The following is a 17595-nucleotide window of genomic DNA, read 5'->3' on the forward strand; positions in this document are numbered from 1 at the left end:
CGGGCGGCTTTCTGCCACCCGCACAGTAATAAGTTCTACTCCGGAAAATCAGTCTCCACCGACGTCTGTTTCCACGCTTCAATCTGCGCCAGCCGCTCTTTGAGTTTGCTGGTTACCGCCTCATATCCCCATGCGCCCATCACCAGATGGCGTGGCGGATTATCATGCTCGGTAATCGCAATCATGGCCTGCGCCGCACGGGCAGGATCGCCTTTCTGGGTGCCGCTGTATTCGGCGGTAGCTTTCATCCGGGCGGCCGCGGTATCGGCATATTCCGGTAAGGTGCTTGGGGTCTGATGCAGCGAGCGGCCCGCCCAGTCGGTGCGGAACGGTCCCGGCTCCACGCAGGTGACGTGAATGCCCAGCGGACCCGCTTCCTGCGCCAGTGAGTCGGACCAGCCTTCCACCGCATGTTTGCTGGCTGAGTAGTAGCCGGAGCTGGCAAAACCGATAAAACCCGCCACAGAAGTAATGTTGATCACATGACCGCGGCGTGCCTTGCGCATCACAGGGAGCACGGCGCGGGTCAGGGCAAACAGGCCGAATACGTTGGCATCAAACTGCGCGCGGATCGCCTGTTCTTCAGCCTCTTCCACTGAGCTCTGATAACCGTAACCGGCATTATTCACCAGTACGTCAATGGTGCCGAACGCGTTCAGCGCAGCCTGCACCGCCTGATCAATACTGGATTGCTGCGTGACATCCAGCGTCACCGCCAGCGCATTGTCATGGCCGTCGACCAGATCGGCAACTTTTGCGGTATCGCGGGCCGTCACCACCACCCTGAAACCGCGCGCGATAGTCTGCTGCGCCAGTTCACGTCCAAAACCGGTAGAACATCCTGAGATAAACCAGACAGGGCTTGTATGAGCCGCCATGTTAAGACTCCCGTTAGTGATGATGAAGAGGGGTATAAACCCGGACGCGAGTGCGTCCGGGGAGAGAAGGCTAAGGTTAGCGGTGCGACACTGCCCGATTTAACCCTTAATGCTTTTTATGCAGCAGCTGACTGGCGGTATCACTGATGATTTGCGCCGCGCCACGGTCGCCTTTCGCCATCGACGCCATAAAGGCTTTTGCCTGCTTAAAGGTGATGTGCGGTGGCAGCGGTGCCACTTCCGGATCGGTTTTCACCTCCAGCAGCACCGGACGGTCAGCGCTCAGTGCACGCTGCCAGGCGGCCGCCAGATCGTCAGGGTTATCGACGAAAATACCGATCATGCCCAGCGATTCGGCAAACTTGGCGTATTTCACATCCGGCAACTGCTGCGAGGCGTCAAAGCGCGGATTGCCTTCCATCACCCGCTGCTCCCAGGTCACCTGATTGAGATCCTGATTGTTGAACACGCAGACGATCAATCGCGGGTCGGCCCACTGCTGCCAGTATTTCTGAATGGTGATCAGCTCCGCCATGTTATTCATCTGCATCGCGCCATCCCCAACCAGCGCCACCACCGGTTTTTCCGGATGAGCAAACTTCGCTGCGATGGCGTAAGGCACGGCGGCCCCCATGCAGGCCAGACCGCCCGAGAGCGAAGCGCGTTGTCCCTGTTTGACCCGATAATCGCGGGCGAACCAGTTGGCGCAGGAACCGGAATCGGAGGTAACAATCGCATTGTCCGGCAACTGCGGTGACATCTCCCACACCACGCGCTGCGGATTGACCGGATTCGCCGGTGCCATCGCGCGCTCTTCCATCAGCGTCCACCAGTCACGCACCTGAACCGCAATATCTTCCTGCCAGCTGCGATCCTGCTTATGCTCCAGCAACGGCAGCAGCGCGCGCAGGGTTTCGGCGGCATCGCCATGCAGATTCACTTCACAGGGATAGCGCAGGCCGAGCATCGCCGGATCGATATCGATTTGTACCGCCCGCGCCTTGCCCTCTTCCGGCAAAAATTCGGTCCACGGAAAGCCGCTGCCAATCATCAGCAGGGTATCGCAGTTTTTCATCAAATCTGACGAGGGTTTGGTGCCGAGCAGGCCGATCGAACCGGTGACAAACGGCGCGTCGTCCGGCAGCACATCTTTGCCCAGCAGCGCTTTCGCGACTCCGGCACCCAGCACATTGGCGGCCTGCACCACTTCAACCGCCGCGTTGCGTGCGCCTGCACCAATCAGAATCGCCACTTTTTTACCGGCGTTCAGCACGTCGGCGGCCCGTTGCAGATCCGCTTCATACGGCACCACTTTCGGCCGCTGATAGCCGCTGCCCGAATGGGTGAAGCCGTGCAGATGCTGCGGTGCCTGCCACTCTTCATCCTGAATATCTTTAGGGATAATCACCACCGCGACGCCGTTCTGGGCTTTGGCAATGCGTACCCCGCGATCGATCAGGTGTCGTACCTGGGCCGGGGCCGCCGCTTCCTGAACGAAATTCGCCACGTCTGAGAAGACGCGATCCAGATTCATCTCCTGCTGATAACTGGCTCCGCGTGCCGTGGCTTCTGCCTGACCGGCAATCGCCAGCACCGGTGCATGGTCCATTTTGGCGTCATACAGACCGGTCAGCAGATGGGTGGCACCAGGCCCGCCGGTTGACAGGCAGACGCCCATTTCGCCGGTGAATTTGGCGTGACCGGCCGCCATAAAGGCGGCCATCTCTTCGTGGCGCACCTGAATAAACTCGATGCCATCACCCTTTTTGTTGGCGCGCTGGATCGCCCCCAGCACGCCGTTAATGCCGTCGCCAGGGTAGCCATAAATCCGGGTGACGCCCCACTCTTTCAGGCGCTGGACAAAAAAATCACTGGTTTTCATGCTCATCGTCGCGTTTCCCTTGGTTGTCCTTGCAGACTTAAAGCGTAGTAGACGATGGCGCGTTGCCGTTAGTTGTTCGCCATTGCCGGATATCGCTGACGCAAATCACTGAATATCTGCGCCATATCCGCCGTTTCGCCTATTTCTTCCACCGCGCGGAATACCTGGGTTTTCAGGAAGTGCCGCCAGCTGACCGGCGCCGCAGCAAGAAAAACCGTAAGTAAGTGATACCGCTGCGTTGTCCAGAGCGATTCAAAGCGCTGCCGCGCTGCGCCGTGCTCAAAATGCTGGCTCGCCTGCTGTGGCATCGCGGCGCGCAGTCGGGCCGTCGCGGGCTGATCCAGCTGGTTATCGGTGATCACCACGCCATACTGCTGCCGGGCGGCGTCCAGGCTGAGAAAGCCGCAGCGCACATCCTGCAATACCGCTTCCGGATCGCGCTGCGACGGCAAGCCGTAGCCGCCGGCGCCCGGCCCGCGCACTTCCACCACATCGCCCGGCTCTGCGCCGATCACATCGGTGTTGCCGTGGTTGATCACCTTCCCGTCGCGCAGCGTGCGAAAACAGGAGAGCGCCCCGCTCTGCCCGCCCATCACGCCTGCCGAGGCAAATACCGAGCGGTTGCGGTTACGCGCGGTAATGGTGGTGTTGGGCGAAAAAATTTCAAACGCCATTTCGGTGGCTAACCCGCCGCGATACTGGCCAGCACCGGCGCTGTCCTGCGCCAGTCCATAGCGGTGGAAGCGAATCGGGACCTCCGCTTCATTGATCTCAATCGGGGTGTTTTTCAGGAACGCGGAGAGGCCGCCCGAGCCATCGGGTCCATCATGTCGCGGCGTGCCGCCCGCGCCACCGCCAACCGGACCGAGCGAGGCGACCACGCTGCGGCTGGCGGTCTGGGTACGGATATTCATGATCGAGTTACCGCCGGGCGAGTTAGCCGGCAGACGGTCCGGCATCGCCAGCGAGAAGACGCCCAGCGTGGCGATCTGCGACAGTGCGCAGGTCAATGAGCGCATACCCACCGCCGCCGGGGCCTCACAGTTCATCACCGTGCCGGGCGGCAATATCGCCCGGGTCGGCCGCAGCGTACCGGCGTTGAGCAGCAGCGAGCGGTCCAGCGTGGAGAGCACATAGGTCACGCCGACCAGCGCCAGCGGATGGCGCTCACGGCCGCCGGTCGGCATATTCAGTGAGGAAGCCAGTTGAGGATCGCTGCCGGTGTAGTCGAGCTCCAGCTGGTCGCCCCTGACCCGCAGCGTAATCGCGATGCGACAGGGATAACCGCCTTCGCCATCTTCGTCGGCGTAATCGGCATAAAAATAGTCGCCGTCCGGAATGGTGGTGATAATGCTACGCGCCTGTGCTTCGGCGTAATCGAGAATGCCTTCAATGCCCTGCAGGAAATCCTCCACGCCAAAGCGGGCGATAATGTCGTGAATTTTGCGCTCACCGACGTTCACCGACGCCAGTTGTGCTTTGAAATCGCCCCAGTTCTGATCCGGAGCCCGCACGTTAAGCCGCATGATGCGCGCCACATCGCCGTTCAGTACGCCATTGCTGACGATCTTCAGCGGCGGGATGCGAATCCCTTCCTGCACGATGTCGGTTAGCGAACGCGACAGCGAGGCCGGCACCGCGCCGCCGACATCGGTGTTATGGATGTGCCCCACCACGAAGCAGACAATCTCGCCCTGATGAAACACCGGTTTCCAGATATGGATATCGGGCGAGTGAGTCGCGACGTTACCGGCGTAGGCATCGTTGGTGATGCAGATATCACCCTCGGCGTAATCCGCAATCAGCGCCAGCACCGGCGCATAGTCGATGCCGCTGTACCAGGGCGCGCCGAAGCTGCGTGGTGAGGCGAAGGCCAGGCCGTCACGGCTGACGATCTGGCAGGAGAAATCTTCAGTCTCTTTTACAAAGGTTGAGTGCGCGGTGCGCATCAGGGTAAACGCCATTGCATCGGCGGCCGCCGCGCAGTAGTTGGCGAGGATCTGCAGGTTACGTCCGTCAATTGCCATATTACGCCTCACTCGCAGTGATCAGCAGGTTGCCAAAAGGGTCGACATTGACCCACATGCCGGGCGGCACGCAGGTGGTGCAATCATCCTGAGCGACGATCACCGGGCCGGTGAGCCGATGCCCGGCACGCAGTTCCGACCGCAGCACCACATCCACCTGATGCCATGCGCCATCGATCCAGGCGTCTGCCTGCTTCAGCACCGCAGCCGGTTCGGTGGCCACCGGCAGACGATTGATCGCCGGTTTCGGGGTGGGCGAAGCGATCACCAGCCGCAGATTGATCAGCTGTACCGGCGCTTCCGGATCGCAGTGACCAAACATCTGCTGATGCTGGGCGTCAAACGCCTGATGCAGCGCCGTAACGTCAGCCGTCGCCAGCCAGTTCGCCTCCAGCGGCACTTCAATTTCAAACGACTGGCCGCGATAGCGCATGTCGGCGCTGAATTGCAGCTGGTACGGCATCTCGCTGCCGTGCTCCTGCGCCAGCCAGCCGCAGGCACGTTGCTGTAACGCCTGCGCTTCGCTGGCTAAGGTGTCAGCCAGCGCTGGCGTCAGGTCACTGTAGAGGGTGCGGATAAAGTCATTGCGGATATCCGCCACCAGCCCGCCGAGCGCCGAGAGAACGCCTGGCGTAAGCGGCACGATAACGCCTTTCATGTTCAGCTCGCGGGCCAGGAAACAGCCCATCATCGGCCCTGCGCCGCCAAAGGCGAGGAACCAGAATTCACGCGGATCGAGGCCAAAACGGGAGAGCAAGCCGCTGGTATCGCTGTACATGCTGGAGATCGCCAGTTGGATGGCGGTCTCTGCCGTTTCCTGCACCGTCACATTGAGCCTGTCCGCCAGCGGTTGCCAGGCCGCACGAGCGGCGGCCACATCCACGCTTACCGCGTTGTAGCCGAGCGCGCCGTGCCCCATCATGCCGCAGGCGGCAAAGGCGTCGGTAGCGGTAGGCTGGGTGCCGCCGCGCTGGAAGCAGACCGGTCCCGGCAGTGATCCGGCGCTGTCCGGTCCCATCTGCAGCACGCCCTGGCCATCAATCCACGCCAGCGAGCCGCCGCCCTGCCCGACCGAGGTCACCGCCACCGACGGAATAAAGATAGGAAAATCACCGATGATTTCGCCGTTGCCCTGCGCCACCTTGCCATCGACGATCACCGCCACGTCGGCACTGGTGCCGCCGATGTCGAGGCTGAGAATTTTGTCAAAGCCGCAGGCGCTGGCGAGATAACTGGCACCGATGACTCCTGATGCGGTACCGGAGAGCACCATCTGTACGCATTCGCGTTTCGCCTGCTCAAGGCCCATGACGCCGCCATTTGATTTGGTAATGCGCGGCGGTGGTTTCACCCCAAGGCGATGCAGCGCCTGCTCAAAGGATTCGAGATAGTTGATCACCATCGGCTGAACGTAGGCGTTAATGGTGGCGGTGATGGTGCGCTCATATTCGCGGATGATTGGCCAGATGTCGGCCGAACAGGAGGTCAGCAGCTCCGGGGCCACTTCGTCGATAATCGCTTTCACTGCGGCTTCATTGTTCCGGTTGCGGTAGCTGTGCAGCAGCGAGACCACAATGCCCTGACAGCCCGCCGCCCGCGCCTGCTCTATCGCATCCAGCACGCTCTGGCGATCGACCGCTTGCAGCACGTTGCCGTGACAGTCGCTGCGTTCGCGGATGGCAAACACCCGATCGCGGCTAATCAGCGGCGCGGGACGCCGCGAAAAGAGATCGTGGATATGCGGGATTTTCAGGCGCGCCAGCTCCAGCACATCGCAGAAGCCTTCAGTCGCAAACAGCGCCAGCCGCACGCCGCGCCGCTGGATCACCGCATTAATCCCGACCGTGGTGCCGTGGGTAAAATAGCCAATCTCTGCCGGTTCAATGCCATCGCGCTGCTGAAACTGCGTCAGCCCGGTGACGATTTCGCTGCCCGGTTGATCCGGGCGCGACAGGACTTTAAGGGTATGAATCTGATTGGTTTGCTGATCGAGCACGGCGAAATCGGTAAAAGATCCGCCAATATCCACGCCAACGCGGTATCGCATCTCAGGTTAACTCCAGGGTCAGGAGGGAGGAAATTCCATCAGCGTCTGTGGATCCTGCACCACACGCCAGCCGAGTCGCTGGTAGACCTGATGGGCATCACGGGTTGACAGCATCCAGCGGTGCACCGTTTGCAGTTCGGGATGTTCACGGACGCAGGTCGCCAGCCAGCTACCCAGCCCGTGCCCGCGCCAGTTCTCATCGATCATCACATCGCACAGCCAGCCAAAACGGGTGTAGTCCGTGATCAGCCGGGCAAAACCGATCTGCGCCTGCTGGTGATAGAGGCCAAACGGCAATGAACCGGCAATCGCCCGCTCAGTTTTGGCCCGCGGCTGGCCCTGCGCCCAGTAGGACTTTTCCGCCAGCTGGTGGTGGACCCAGTCGAGGTCGAGCCGCTGACGTGCGGTGGAGACGGTAAATGCATCACGCTGCCATTGCTGGTCAGCAATCACGAATGAGCTCATGACAACTCCTTGTATCGGTTGAAATCAGTGTAAAAGGCTTTGCGGAACGGTTAAGACTGTAGCGCGTATCAGAAGCGGTTTTAGCGGCTGAATTTCAGCGGGGAATGAAATTTTATGCTGCGGGCGGTTGTGTTTGGTGGCGAGCCGGGTCAGCGGTGTCGCCGCTGCGCGCCAGCGTCGTCAAAACGGGCTGAGGTGGCGGGCATACAGACGGGGGTGAATCAGGTTTGGAGGCAGGCAGTGCGGGCTAAAGCAGATGAGTGACGGTAAACAGCACGGGGAAAACGGCTCCTGCGCTCACCCCCTTCCCCGTGTTGAGGGAAGGCGGGAATAAGCGACCAGAGGCCGCCCGTCAGACACCAAACTCGACCGAGTTCTGTTTGCTGATCAGCGAGCGCAACGGCACGCTGCTTTTCATGATCGGTGATTTAATGACGATATAGCTGAAGTACTTATCGATGCCGATCTGGGCGTCGAGCATCTTCTCAATCACTTCCTGGTAATGCTCAATACTGCGGGTTATAAAACGCAGCAAATAGTCATAGCCGCCGGTGATCAGATGGCACTCCATCAGCTCATCGACGTCGCGCATCGCACTTTCAAATTTCATAAAGTCTTCGCGGCGATGACCGGAGAGGGTCACTTCGGTAAATACCGTCACCGAATCGGTGATGCGCGTGAGGTTGATGTGCGCTTCATAGCCGGTGATAAAGCCCGCCTGTTCCAGGCGCTTGACCCGTTGCAGACAGGGGCTTGGGGAAAGGCCTACAGCATCGGCGAGGTTAACGTTGCTGATACGGCCATCTTTCTGGAGTTGCACCAGAATGTTGATGTCGATGCGGTCGAGTTTCATTAAGCCGTTCATAGCACCCCTCATTGTTAATCAAATGTGCAGAACCTCCCGAAGATATAACACGCTTTACGGTAAACGCGCCAGCGCTAAGCAGTGGTTATACCAGCGGGAGGTTTTCAAATTACTCCAACAATATCAATGAGGAAGCGGACTTTACCCTAACCGGCCGGTGGCGCGGGCCAGCGCAATATCGAAGATATGCAGCGCTTCTTCCAGTTGCGAGTCAGTGGTCACCAGCGGTGCCAGGAAACGGATGGTATTACGATGCAGCCCGCACTTAATCAGCAGCAGACCCTCCTGGCAGGCGCTGTCGAGAATCTTCTGGGTCAGGGCTGCATCGGGCCGCCCGGTTTCAAAGTCCAGAATCTCAACCGCCTGCATAAAGCCAACGCCGCGCACATCGCCAATGCAGGCATATTTATCCGCCAGCTGACGCAGACGCGCATTGAGCTGTTCGCCGAGCTGGCAGGAACGCTGCAACAGATTCTCCTGTTCGAACAGGTCCAGTACCGCCAGCGCCGCAGCACAGGCCAGCGCATTGCCGCCATAGGTGCCGCCGAGTCCGCCAGGCGTGGGGGCATCCATGATCTCTGCCCGCCCGACAACGCCGGAAATCGGCAGACCGCCGCCCAGGCTTTTCGCCAGCGTGACTAAATCCGGTTTGATCCCCAACTGCTGGAAAGCGAACATCGTGCCGGTACGCCCGAAGCCGGACTGGATCTCATCACAGATCAGCAGAATGCCATGCTGGCTGGTGATACGACGCAGCGCCTGCATAAATGCCGGACCCGCGGGCAGGAAGCCGCCGTCACCCTGTACCGGCTCGATGATGATCGCCGCGACCCGCTCCGGCAGAATCTGTACCGCGAACAGCTGATCCAGTGCCTTCAGGCAGTCCGCTTCGGTGATACCGTGCAGCGGGTTCGGGAAAGGCACACGGTAAATGTCACCCGGGAACGGACCAAAATTCTGTTTATAGGGCGCAGACATGCCGGTCAGGGTTACGCCCAGCAGCGTACGGCCATGAAAAGCGCCATCAAAGGCGATAATGCCGGGGCGCTGGGTATGGGAACGGGCGATTTTCACCGCATTTTCTACCGCTTCGGCGCCGCTGGTGAAGAAGACGCTTTTATAGGCCTCATCTCCGCCCACCAGCTTGTTCAGCCGCTGGGCCAGCGTGATGTAGCCCGGATAGGCGACCACCTGAAAACAGGCGTGGGAAACCATGCCCAGCTGACGGGTGACGGCATTGACCACCGCCGGATGATTATGACCGACATTCAGCACGCCGATACCGCCAACGAAGTCGAGATAGCGATTGCCTTCCACATCCCACACTTCGCTGCCTTTCGCGCGTTCGATCACCAACAGATGTGCGGTGACCACGCCACGCGGCACGTTCTGCTCGCGTGCATCCAGTAACAGGCTGTTATCGGAGTATGCTTGCTGCTCTGCCATGACATTCTGCATTTTAAACCCTCATCCACGTAACGTTCGGTTGGCTCAAGTATCGCAACCCGTTGGTTTCTTACGCTGCCGTAATTCCGCAGGCAGCGGCATTTCCTGTCAAAATCCTGCGGCTTTCAGCAGGGAAATTTCTCTGCCAGCGCCTGTTGAATCAGCGCGACAAACACCTGGATGCCATGCGGGATCAGCGCGTCGTTGAAGTCATAGGCCGCATGATGCAGCGGCTTGCTGGGTGCCGATCCCAGCCACAGGTAAGCGCCGGGACGCGCCTGCAACATAAAGGCGAAATCTTCTGAGGTGAGCGCGGGCTGCGGCGCGAGGTCGGCCGGAATACCCGCCTGGCTGAGCGCCTGCAAACAAAACTGCGCTTCAGCGGCGCTGTTGATGGTCGCCGGGTAGTAACGGTGATAGCTGACCTCGGCGCGCAGGCCGTGCGCGGCGGTAATGTGTTCTGCCATCTGGCGCAGCCGTGCTTCCAGCGTTGCCTGTGCCGCCGGATTGAAGGTGCGAACCGTGCCGGTCAGGCTGGCTTCAGCCGGGATCATATTGTGTGAGAAGCCGCCCTGCATGCGGGTCACGGTTAACAGCCCGGTTTCGCAGGGGTCGAGCGCCCGCGCCACCAGCGTATTGAGCTGCACCACCAGTTCACTGGTTGCCAGCAGGGTATCGCGCGTCAGGTGGGGCTGCGCCGCATGGCCGCCCTCGCCGATCACCCGGATGTCGAAGCGGTCGGCTGCCGCCATAATCGGACCAGGCCGGGTTTGTACCCTGCCCAGCGGCAGTTCCGGCCAGTTGTGGATCGCATAGACCGCGTCACAGGGAAAACGGCTGAACAATCCGTCGTCGATCATCGCCTTCGCCCCGGCCAGCCCCTCTTCCGCGGGCTGGAAAATAAAGCAGACGCAGCCATCGAATGAGATATCGCGCGTCAGCACTTCCGCCGCGCCCAGCAGCATCACGGTGTGACCATCGTGACCGCAGGCGTGACTCACCTGTTCCACCTGACTTTTCCACGCCGCATCACCCTGATCCTGCATCGGCAGCGCATCCATATCAGCACGCAGACCGATCATCCGTGCGCTGCTACCCTTTTTCAGCACCCCGACAACGCCGGTTTTACCGATGCCGCGATGCACCTCAATGCCGAGTTGATGCATAAAGGCGGCCACGATATCGCTGGTGCGCTGCTCGTTAAAACCGGTTTCCGGATGGGCGTGCAGATCGCGACGCAGCGCGACTAAATGATCCATCTTAATATCCTCGCGAACGGTCAATCAGCCCATGCAGCGGCTCCCCGCGTTGATAGCGACGCAGGTTATCCAGCAGGGCAGCAATCGCGCTCTCGTTTTGGGTCTGGCTGGCGATGTGTGGCGTCAGCCAGATCGCCGGATGGTGCCAGAAGGGATGATCCGCCGGTAAGGGTTCGGGATCGGTGACGTCAATCACCGCCGCGCGCAGCTGACCACTCTTCAGCGCCAGCAGCAGATGGTCGTGATTCAGCTGCGGACCGCGGCCCGCCTGAACCAGCGCGGCACCATAAGGCAGCTGATTGAACAGCGTGCTATTGAGCAAGCCGTGAGTGGTGGTGGTGAGCGGCAACAGGCAGACCAGGATGTCGCTGTGCGCCAGAAAATCGGCCAGCTGGTCATCGCCGTGCCAGCAGCGGACGCCAGCGCACTGTCGTGGCGTCCGGCTCCAGCCCGCGCAGTCAAAGCCCAGCGCCACCAACTGCCGCAAAGCCGCCTGGCCCAGTTCGCCCATTCCCATTACCCCAACCCGACGCTGCGCGGCGGGCAGCGCACTGTGCGCCAGCCACTGTTGCTGGCGTTGCTGCTGCAAATAGCGCGGCATATCACGATGCAGGCCGAGCACCGAAAAGGTGACATATTCGACCATGCCCTGGGTCAGCCCCGGTTCAATCATCCTGACCACCGGCAAATCGGCCGGCAGAGCATTGAGGTCAAACTGATCGGCACCGGCACCCACCGAGAACAGCAGCTTCAGATTGGGAAAACAGGCGGTGATATCGGCGGGCGGCTGCCAGGCGATCAGCGCATCAACCCGATCCGGCTCGCCGGTTTCCGGCCAGATATGCAGCTGAATATCGGGTGCCTGCTGCGCCAGCCAGCGCTGCCACAGCCGGCCACGTTCCGGCTCAGATTTATAGACTATCTGCATCAGGCCATCGCCTGCGTCATCAGGCCAAACGCCTGCATGTTCTGCGGCGTCCACGGCGTTCCGCGTACCATGGTGGTCGGCGCGTCAACCTGTTCCAGCCCCAGCGTGCTGAGCCAGCCAGCCAGCGGCAGAGTCGCCTCGGTATCTATGCGCAGAAATTCTCCCTCTACTCCCTGCATCAGCGCGGCGACCAGCGCCTGCGCCACCGGGAAATCATCGGCGATGATCGGGCCAATCGCCCAGCCGTGACCAAAGCGGCGCAGGCTGGCGAAACCGTGGATTTGCTGGTCAGCATCCTGCACCAGCAGGGTCTGCGTGTCGCTGAGCAGGTGATCAAACAGCGCCGGACGGTGCATCCCGTGCGCCTGGTAATCCAGCGCCACCAGCGATGAATGGTCGGCCCCGGTGGCGCGACGCAGTTCCAGTCCGGCAGGCAGTTGGATTGGCGGTACCGTCGCCAGTGCGCGGGTCTGATGCTGGCGGATCTCACCGCAGCTGACAAACCCGAGCTTTTCATACAGCCCCTTGCCCATTTCCGTTGCATGCAGGCGCACATTGTAGCCGGGCAGCTTTTCCAGTTGCGCCAGCATCAGCTGTTTGCCGAGACCTCGTCCCTGCTGCTGATTGTCGACGATCACCAGGCCGATGGTGGCCGCCTGTTCGCCCCAGCGCCACAGCACCGCACTGGCGATCAGTTTGCCCTGATCCTCTATCACCGTGCCCTCACCTAACTGCAACGCCAGCTGCCAGTCTTCGCGGCGATGCGGCCATTTCAGCGCCTGGGTCATCGCGTAGCAGGTATCAAGGTCGTCTGGCGTCATTGCACGTAGCGTTATGCTCATGGAGTCTCCTTACATCATGCCGGGGGTTTCGAGTCCGCTGCCGTCGACCAGACGGCTGTAGCGGTAAGGTCTGGGATCAACGATTGGGGTGGCGTCGGTGGCGAGGTCGGCAGCCAGCCGTCCGGCGCCCGGTCCGATGCCGAAGCCGTGTGCGCTGTAGCCGGCGGATAACACCAGGCCAGGCAGTTTCGCCACCGTCGAGATCACCGGAATCGCGTCCGGGGTGCTGTCGATCATGCCGCCCCACGACTGGGCCAGCTTCAGATTTGCCAGCGCCGGGTATTCACGGCGCATTGCAGCCAGCCCCTCTTCAACAATGTGCGCATCCGCCGCCGGATCGAGAATCCGCATCCGTTCGAACGGCGACATGCGATCAAATTCCCAGCGTCCCATCGCTTCCGGGCCGTTGAAGAACGGCGTGATACCGAGATTCAGGGTGAGATTTTTCCGCCGGCTTTTAAAGGTCGGATAGAACTGGCGGGCATAGCGCAGCCCCTGCGCGCCTGGCTCCAGCCGTCCGCGTCCCGAGACCGACACGGTGTAGCTGCCATCCAGCTGTGGCCGGCAGGCGAAGCCCGGCGTATAGAGCGGCATGGCAATCGCCTGTTCAATCGGCTGGGTGCGAAAGGCGGTGCCGATCACATTGCCCAGCGGCAGATCGATACCGTGACGGCGGCAGAACATCGAGGTCCAGGCACCCGCGGCACAGATCACCCGGCTGGTTTTGATCAGGCCGCGCTCGGTCCAGACGCCGCTGACCTGGCCTGCGGCGATATCCAGCCCGCGCACTGCACACTGCTGAAATACCAGCGCACCGTGCTTCTGCGCGCCGATCACCAGGCCCGGTGCGGCAAGGCGCGGTTCGGCATGGCCATCGGTCGGGGATGAGACACCACCACGCCAGGCGGTGGTGCTGCCAGGCGTCATCGCTTTCGCCTGTTCGGCGGTGAGAATGTCGCTGCGGACGCCGTAGCTTTTCGCCATCTGACCCCACTTCTCCCACGCGGCGATATCCGCTTCAATTTGGGTGGCGTAGACCAGCCCACTGCGGCGAAAACCAAGCTCTTCACCGGTTTCGGCGTTGAGTTCGCCCCAGCGTTGCAGGGCATAAATGATCAGCGGCAATTCGCGCTCATCACGGTTCTGCTGGCGGCACCAGCCCCAGTTGCGGCTCGATTGCTCTGCCCCCACCAGCCCTTTTTCGATTAACACCACGCTGAGCCCCTGTTTTGCCAGCTCCCAGGTGGCGGCAGCCCCGGCGATACCGGCGCCAATCACCACCACATCGGCGGTCTCCGGAAAGTTTGCACTGTCCTGTACATAACGAATCGGTGCAGGCATAGCATTGCTACCTCTGTTATTGGTTATCAGGCAGGATGCGACCCGATAACGCGGCCACTTCCTGCTTCGCGCCTCTGCCACGACGGGCAGAGGCGTTGTCATATTCTCAGTTGCCTCTTTGCTGCTGCGGGGCGCGTCGCGCCTCAGCCTTACTCCGCTTTCAGCACCTCTTCATGCTCATCCAGCCAGCCCTGCCGCAGTTCCGGCACCGCCCGTTTCAGCCGCTCAAAATAGAGTTCCGTGGTCGGCTTATCGTAGTCGTTGCGCGCCAGCTGGGTGATGATTCGTCCGCTCTTCATCACCACTATTTCATCGCATACTGCGCGTACCGCATGCATATCATGGCTGATAAAGATCACTGACAGGCCGAGTTCACGGCGCAGCTCACTGATTAAGTCCAGCACCGCGGCGGCCACCACGGTATCCAGTGCCGAGGTCACTTCATCGCACAGGATCAGATCCGGTTCAGCCGCCAGCGCCCGTGCCAGATTGACACGCTGCTTCTGCCCGCCGGAGAGCGCCCACGGACGCCGCCACAACACGCTGCGCGGCAATTTGACCAGCTCCAGCAGCTGCCAGAGCCGCTGTTGCCGGGCCGCTCCGCTCAGTCCGTGAAACAGCGTCAGCGGACGCGACAGTATCTGCTCCACGCTGTGCGCCGGATTCAGGGCGGTATCCGCCATCTGGAACACATACTGAATGCGCCGCAGCTCATTGTCAGGGCGTTTTTGCATATCGCCAGCAATGTAGTGACCGTTGAACAGAATATGGCCATGACTCGGCGCATTCAGCCCGGCAATGGCGTGCGCCAGCGTGGTTTTACCGGAACCCGACTCACCAATGATGCCGATGGCCTGCCCCTTCCACAGCTTGAGGTTGATCTCTTCGAGGATGCGCACTTTCGGGTGGCCGTCGCTGTCGCGCGGACCGTAGCCTGCATTCAGGTCGCGTACCTCCAGCAGTGGCTGGACATCGGCCGCGGCCGGACACCAGTTGCTGGGGCGCTCTTTCTGCCGCGCCGCCTCCATCAGCAGGCGGGTATATTCCGCCTGCGGTGCGCCAATCAGATGCGCGGTGGTGCCATACTCCGCCATCTGTCCGCGCAGCAGTACCAGAATCCGATCCGCCATCTGCGCCACCACGGCCAGATCGTGGCTGACGTAAATGGCGGTGACGCCACGCTGTGCCACCACCCGGCGAAACGCTTTCAGCACCTCCACCTGAGTGGTGACGTCCAGCGCGGTGGTCGGTTCGTCGAGGATCACCACGTCCGGATCGCCAATCAGCGCCATCGCCGTCATCAGTCGTTGCAACTGCCCGCCCGAAACCTGATGCGGAAAGCGGTCGCCAATGGTATCCGGATCGGGCAATGCCAGTTCACGAAACAGGCCAATCGCTTTAGCTCTGGCCGCTTTGCGGGTCATGGTGCCGTGGATCACCACCGGCTCGATCACCTGATCAAGAATCTTCATGCCGGGATTGAAGGAGGCGGCGGCGCTCTGGGCAATATACGAGACTTTGTTACCGCGAAACGCGCGCAGCTGGCCCGGTGACAGGCTATTGACGTCGGTACCCGCTACGTGAATATTGCCTTCGGCGATGCGACAGCCGCTGCGGGCATAGCCCATCAGCGCCATGGCGATGGTGGTTTTCCCCGAGCCGGATTCGCCAATCAGCGCCAGCACTTCGCCTTTCTGAACGGTAAAGTGAATGTCGGAGACCAGATCGATCTCTTCGCCGCGATCGGTCTGCGCGGTAACTCGCAGCTTGTCGACCGATATCACCGGCATTGCAGTATGTGGCGTCACGTTCATGCTCCCTCCTTCGCCAGCGTCATCGGACGCATCGCCTGCAGGCTGTCGATAAACAGGTTGGCCCCGATAGTCAGGCTGGCAATCGCCAGCGCTGGCATCAACACCGCGGGCGAGCCATCAAACAGTCCCTGAATATTTTCACGCACCAGCGTGCCCCAGTCGGCATACGGCGGCTGTACGCCCAGTCCGAGGAAACTCAGGCCGCTTAACAGCAGCACGATGTAGACAAAGCGCAGGCCAAAATCGGTCAGCATCGGGTGCACCATATTAGGCAGAATGTCGTGAATCGCGATGTACCAGCGGCTTTCACCGCGTAACCGGGAAGCACGAACATAATCCATGCTGCGTAGCGTGCTGGCCATGGCGAAAGCGATACGGAACGCGCCGGGCCAGTAGGTAAAGACCGCCGTCAGGATCAGCATCGGCAGTGACGAGCCAAATACCGCGACTATCATCAGCGACAGCACTTTGCCTGGCAGCACCAGCAGCGCATCGTTGACGCGGCCCAGCAGCTCTTCCAGCCAGCGACCGGCGACCGCCGCCAGCAGCGCCAGCAGCGTGCCAATCAGGCTGGCCAGCAGCGCGGCGCTGAGCGCCAGCCCGATCGAGAACTTCGCGCCGTAGAGAATACGGCTCAGCATGTCGCGCCCGAGATAGTCGGTGCCCAGCAGGTTATCGGGCGTCAGACCGCCCATCAGCGGACCGCCGCCGATATCATCAATGCTGTGCGGTGCCAGCTGGGTGCCGAAGGCGGCCATCAGCAGCCAGAACAGCGACATCAGCAGTCCCAGCCGACCTGACCACGAGAGCGACTGGAAAAAACGGACGGGAAGCAGGAGTCTGTTCATGCGCTTCTCCATTTGGGGTTAAAGGCAATAGTCAGGACATCAGCCGCCAGCAGCAGCACCAGGTAACAGGCAGCAAACAGCATCACGCAGAGCTGCACTACCGGCAGATCGCGGTTACTGACTGCGTCAACCAGCTGGCTGGCGAGGCCGGGATAGCTGAAGATAGTTTCGATAATGATCACCCCGCCGAACAGATAGGAGAGGCTGAGTGAAATAGCGTTAGCAATCGGCCCGACCGCATTCGGCAGCGCGTGACGCAGCACCGCCCGCAGGGGTGAAACCCCTTTCAGCAGCGCCATCTCCAGATAAGGGCTGTCGAGCTGGTTGATGATCGCCGCGCGCGTCATGCGCGCCATCTGCGCCACCAGCACGCAGCACAAGGTCAGCACCGGCAGTGCATAGGCTTTCAGGTAGCTCAGCAGATCGCTGTCCGGGCTGCCGAACGACATCGCCGATACCCAGTGCAGCTTGACGGCAAAGATCAGTACCGCCACCGTTGCCACCAGAAACTCCGGTACCGCCACCGTCGCCATGGTGCCGATCACCAGCGCCCGATCGAGCCGGGTACCGCGATTCATCGCCGCAATGATGCCGATGATCAGGGCCAGCGGCACGCAGATCAGGGTGGTGATCGCCGCCAGCTCAAAGGTGGCCGGAATGCGCTGCGCCACCAGCTGCGAGACCGGCAGATGGCTGGCAAACGAGGTACCAAAGTCACCCTGTACCATGCCCGCCAGCCAGCTGAAGTAGCGCATCAGCAGCGGCTGATCCAGGCCCAGCTGCTGACGTAACGCTGCCACCGTCTCCGGCGTGGCGTTCTGTCCAAGGATCATCTGCGCCGCATCGCCTGGCAGCAGGCTGGTGATAAAAAACACCACCGCCGAGACGATAAGTAAAGTCAGGATGCCGGCACCGACCCGCCGGGCAATCAGGAACATCATGTATCGGTTCAT

The 17595-nt window shown here is 61.0% G+C and carries 14 protein-coding genes; all 14 read right to left on the reverse strand.

From position 1 onward, the window contains the following. Positions 1–35: 35 nt before the first annotated feature. Positions 36–878 carry an oxidoreductase gene (locus tag ACX3P5_RS11130; RefSeq protein ID WP_233987764.1) on the reverse strand — a complete coding sequence of 281 codons (843 nt, stop codon included), beginning with the start codon at positions 876–878 and terminating at the stop codon, positions 36–38. 106 nt (positions 879–984) lie between these two features. Beyond that, positions 985–2766 carry a thiamine pyrophosphate-requiring protein gene (locus tag ACX3P5_RS11135; RefSeq protein WP_336755525.1) on the reverse strand — a complete coding sequence of 594 codons (1782 nt, stop codon included), beginning with the start codon at positions 2764–2766 and terminating at the stop codon, positions 985–987. Between the two features lie 62 nt (positions 2767–2828). After that, positions 2829–4787: a hydantoinase B/oxoprolinase family protein gene (locus ACX3P5_RS11140; protein ID WP_233987762.1), complete on the reverse strand. Its 1959-nt coding sequence runs from the start codon at positions 4785–4787 to the stop codon at positions 2829–2831. Position 4788: 1 nt separating this feature from the next. Beyond that, a complete protein-coding gene (locus ACX3P5_RS11145; protein ID WP_458968699.1) occupies positions 4789–6834 on the reverse strand; it encodes a hydantoinase/oxoprolinase family protein in 2046 nt (681 codons plus the stop codon). A gap of 18 nt (positions 6835–6852) precedes the next feature. Beyond that, positions 6853–7299, reverse strand: a complete 447-nt coding sequence (locus ACX3P5_RS11150) for a GNAT family N-acetyltransferase (RefSeq protein WP_233987760.1) — start codon at positions 7297–7299, stop codon at positions 6853–6855. Positions 7300–7651: 352 nt separating this feature from the next. Further along, positions 7652–8164, reverse strand: coding sequence for an Lrp/AsnC family transcriptional regulator (locus ACX3P5_RS11155; protein ID WP_094121843.1), 513 nt, complete (start codon positions 8162–8164; stop codon positions 7652–7654). A gap of 141 nt (positions 8165–8305) precedes the next feature. Beyond that, positions 8306–9622, reverse strand: a complete 1317-nt coding sequence (gene gabT, locus ACX3P5_RS11160) for a 4-aminobutyrate--2-oxoglutarate transaminase (protein WP_458968700.1) — start codon at positions 9620–9622, stop codon at positions 8306–8308. Between the two features lie 113 nt (positions 9623–9735). Beyond that, positions 9736–10869 carry a M20 aminoacylase family protein gene (locus ACX3P5_RS11165; RefSeq protein ID WP_458968701.1) on the reverse strand — a complete coding sequence of 378 codons (1134 nt, stop codon included), beginning with the start codon at positions 10867–10869 and terminating at the stop codon, positions 9736–9738. 1 nt (position 10870) lies between these two features. Beyond that, on the reverse strand, positions 10871–11797 hold the full coding sequence (locus ACX3P5_RS11170; RefSeq protein WP_233987757.1) for a 2-hydroxyacid dehydrogenase: 927 nt from the start codon (positions 11795–11797) through the stop codon (positions 10871–10873). Further along, on the reverse strand, positions 11797–12639 hold the full coding sequence (locus ACX3P5_RS11175; RefSeq protein ID WP_458968702.1) for a GNAT family N-acetyltransferase: 843 nt from the start codon (positions 12637–12639) through the stop codon (positions 11797–11799). The genes ACX3P5_RS11170 and ACX3P5_RS11175 overlap by 1 nt, the downstream gene beginning before the upstream one ends. Positions 12640–12648: 9 nt before the next feature. Further along, entirely contained in the window at positions 12649–13980 is a 1332-nt protein-coding gene (locus tag ACX3P5_RS11180) for an NAD(P)/FAD-dependent oxidoreductase (protein WP_233987755.1), read from the reverse strand. Positions 13981–14129: 149 nt separating this feature from the next. Continuing rightward, on the reverse strand, positions 14130–15794 hold the full coding sequence (locus tag ACX3P5_RS11185) for an ABC transporter ATP-binding protein (RefSeq protein ID WP_336755529.1): 1665 nt from the start codon (positions 15792–15794) through the stop codon (positions 14130–14132). Then, a complete protein-coding gene (locus tag ACX3P5_RS11190; RefSeq protein ID WP_233987753.1) occupies positions 15791–16642 on the reverse strand; it encodes an ABC transporter permease in 852 nt (283 codons plus the stop codon). The genes ACX3P5_RS11185 and ACX3P5_RS11190 overlap by 4 nt, the downstream gene beginning before the upstream one ends. Then, on the reverse strand, positions 16639–17595 hold the full coding sequence (locus tag ACX3P5_RS11195) for an ABC transporter permease (RefSeq protein ID WP_233987752.1): 957 nt from the start codon (positions 17593–17595) through the stop codon (positions 16639–16641). Before ACX3P5_RS11195 ends, ACX3P5_RS11190 begins: the two co-directional genes overlap by 4 nt.

Source organism: Pantoea sp. S-LA4, assembly GCF_054482835.1.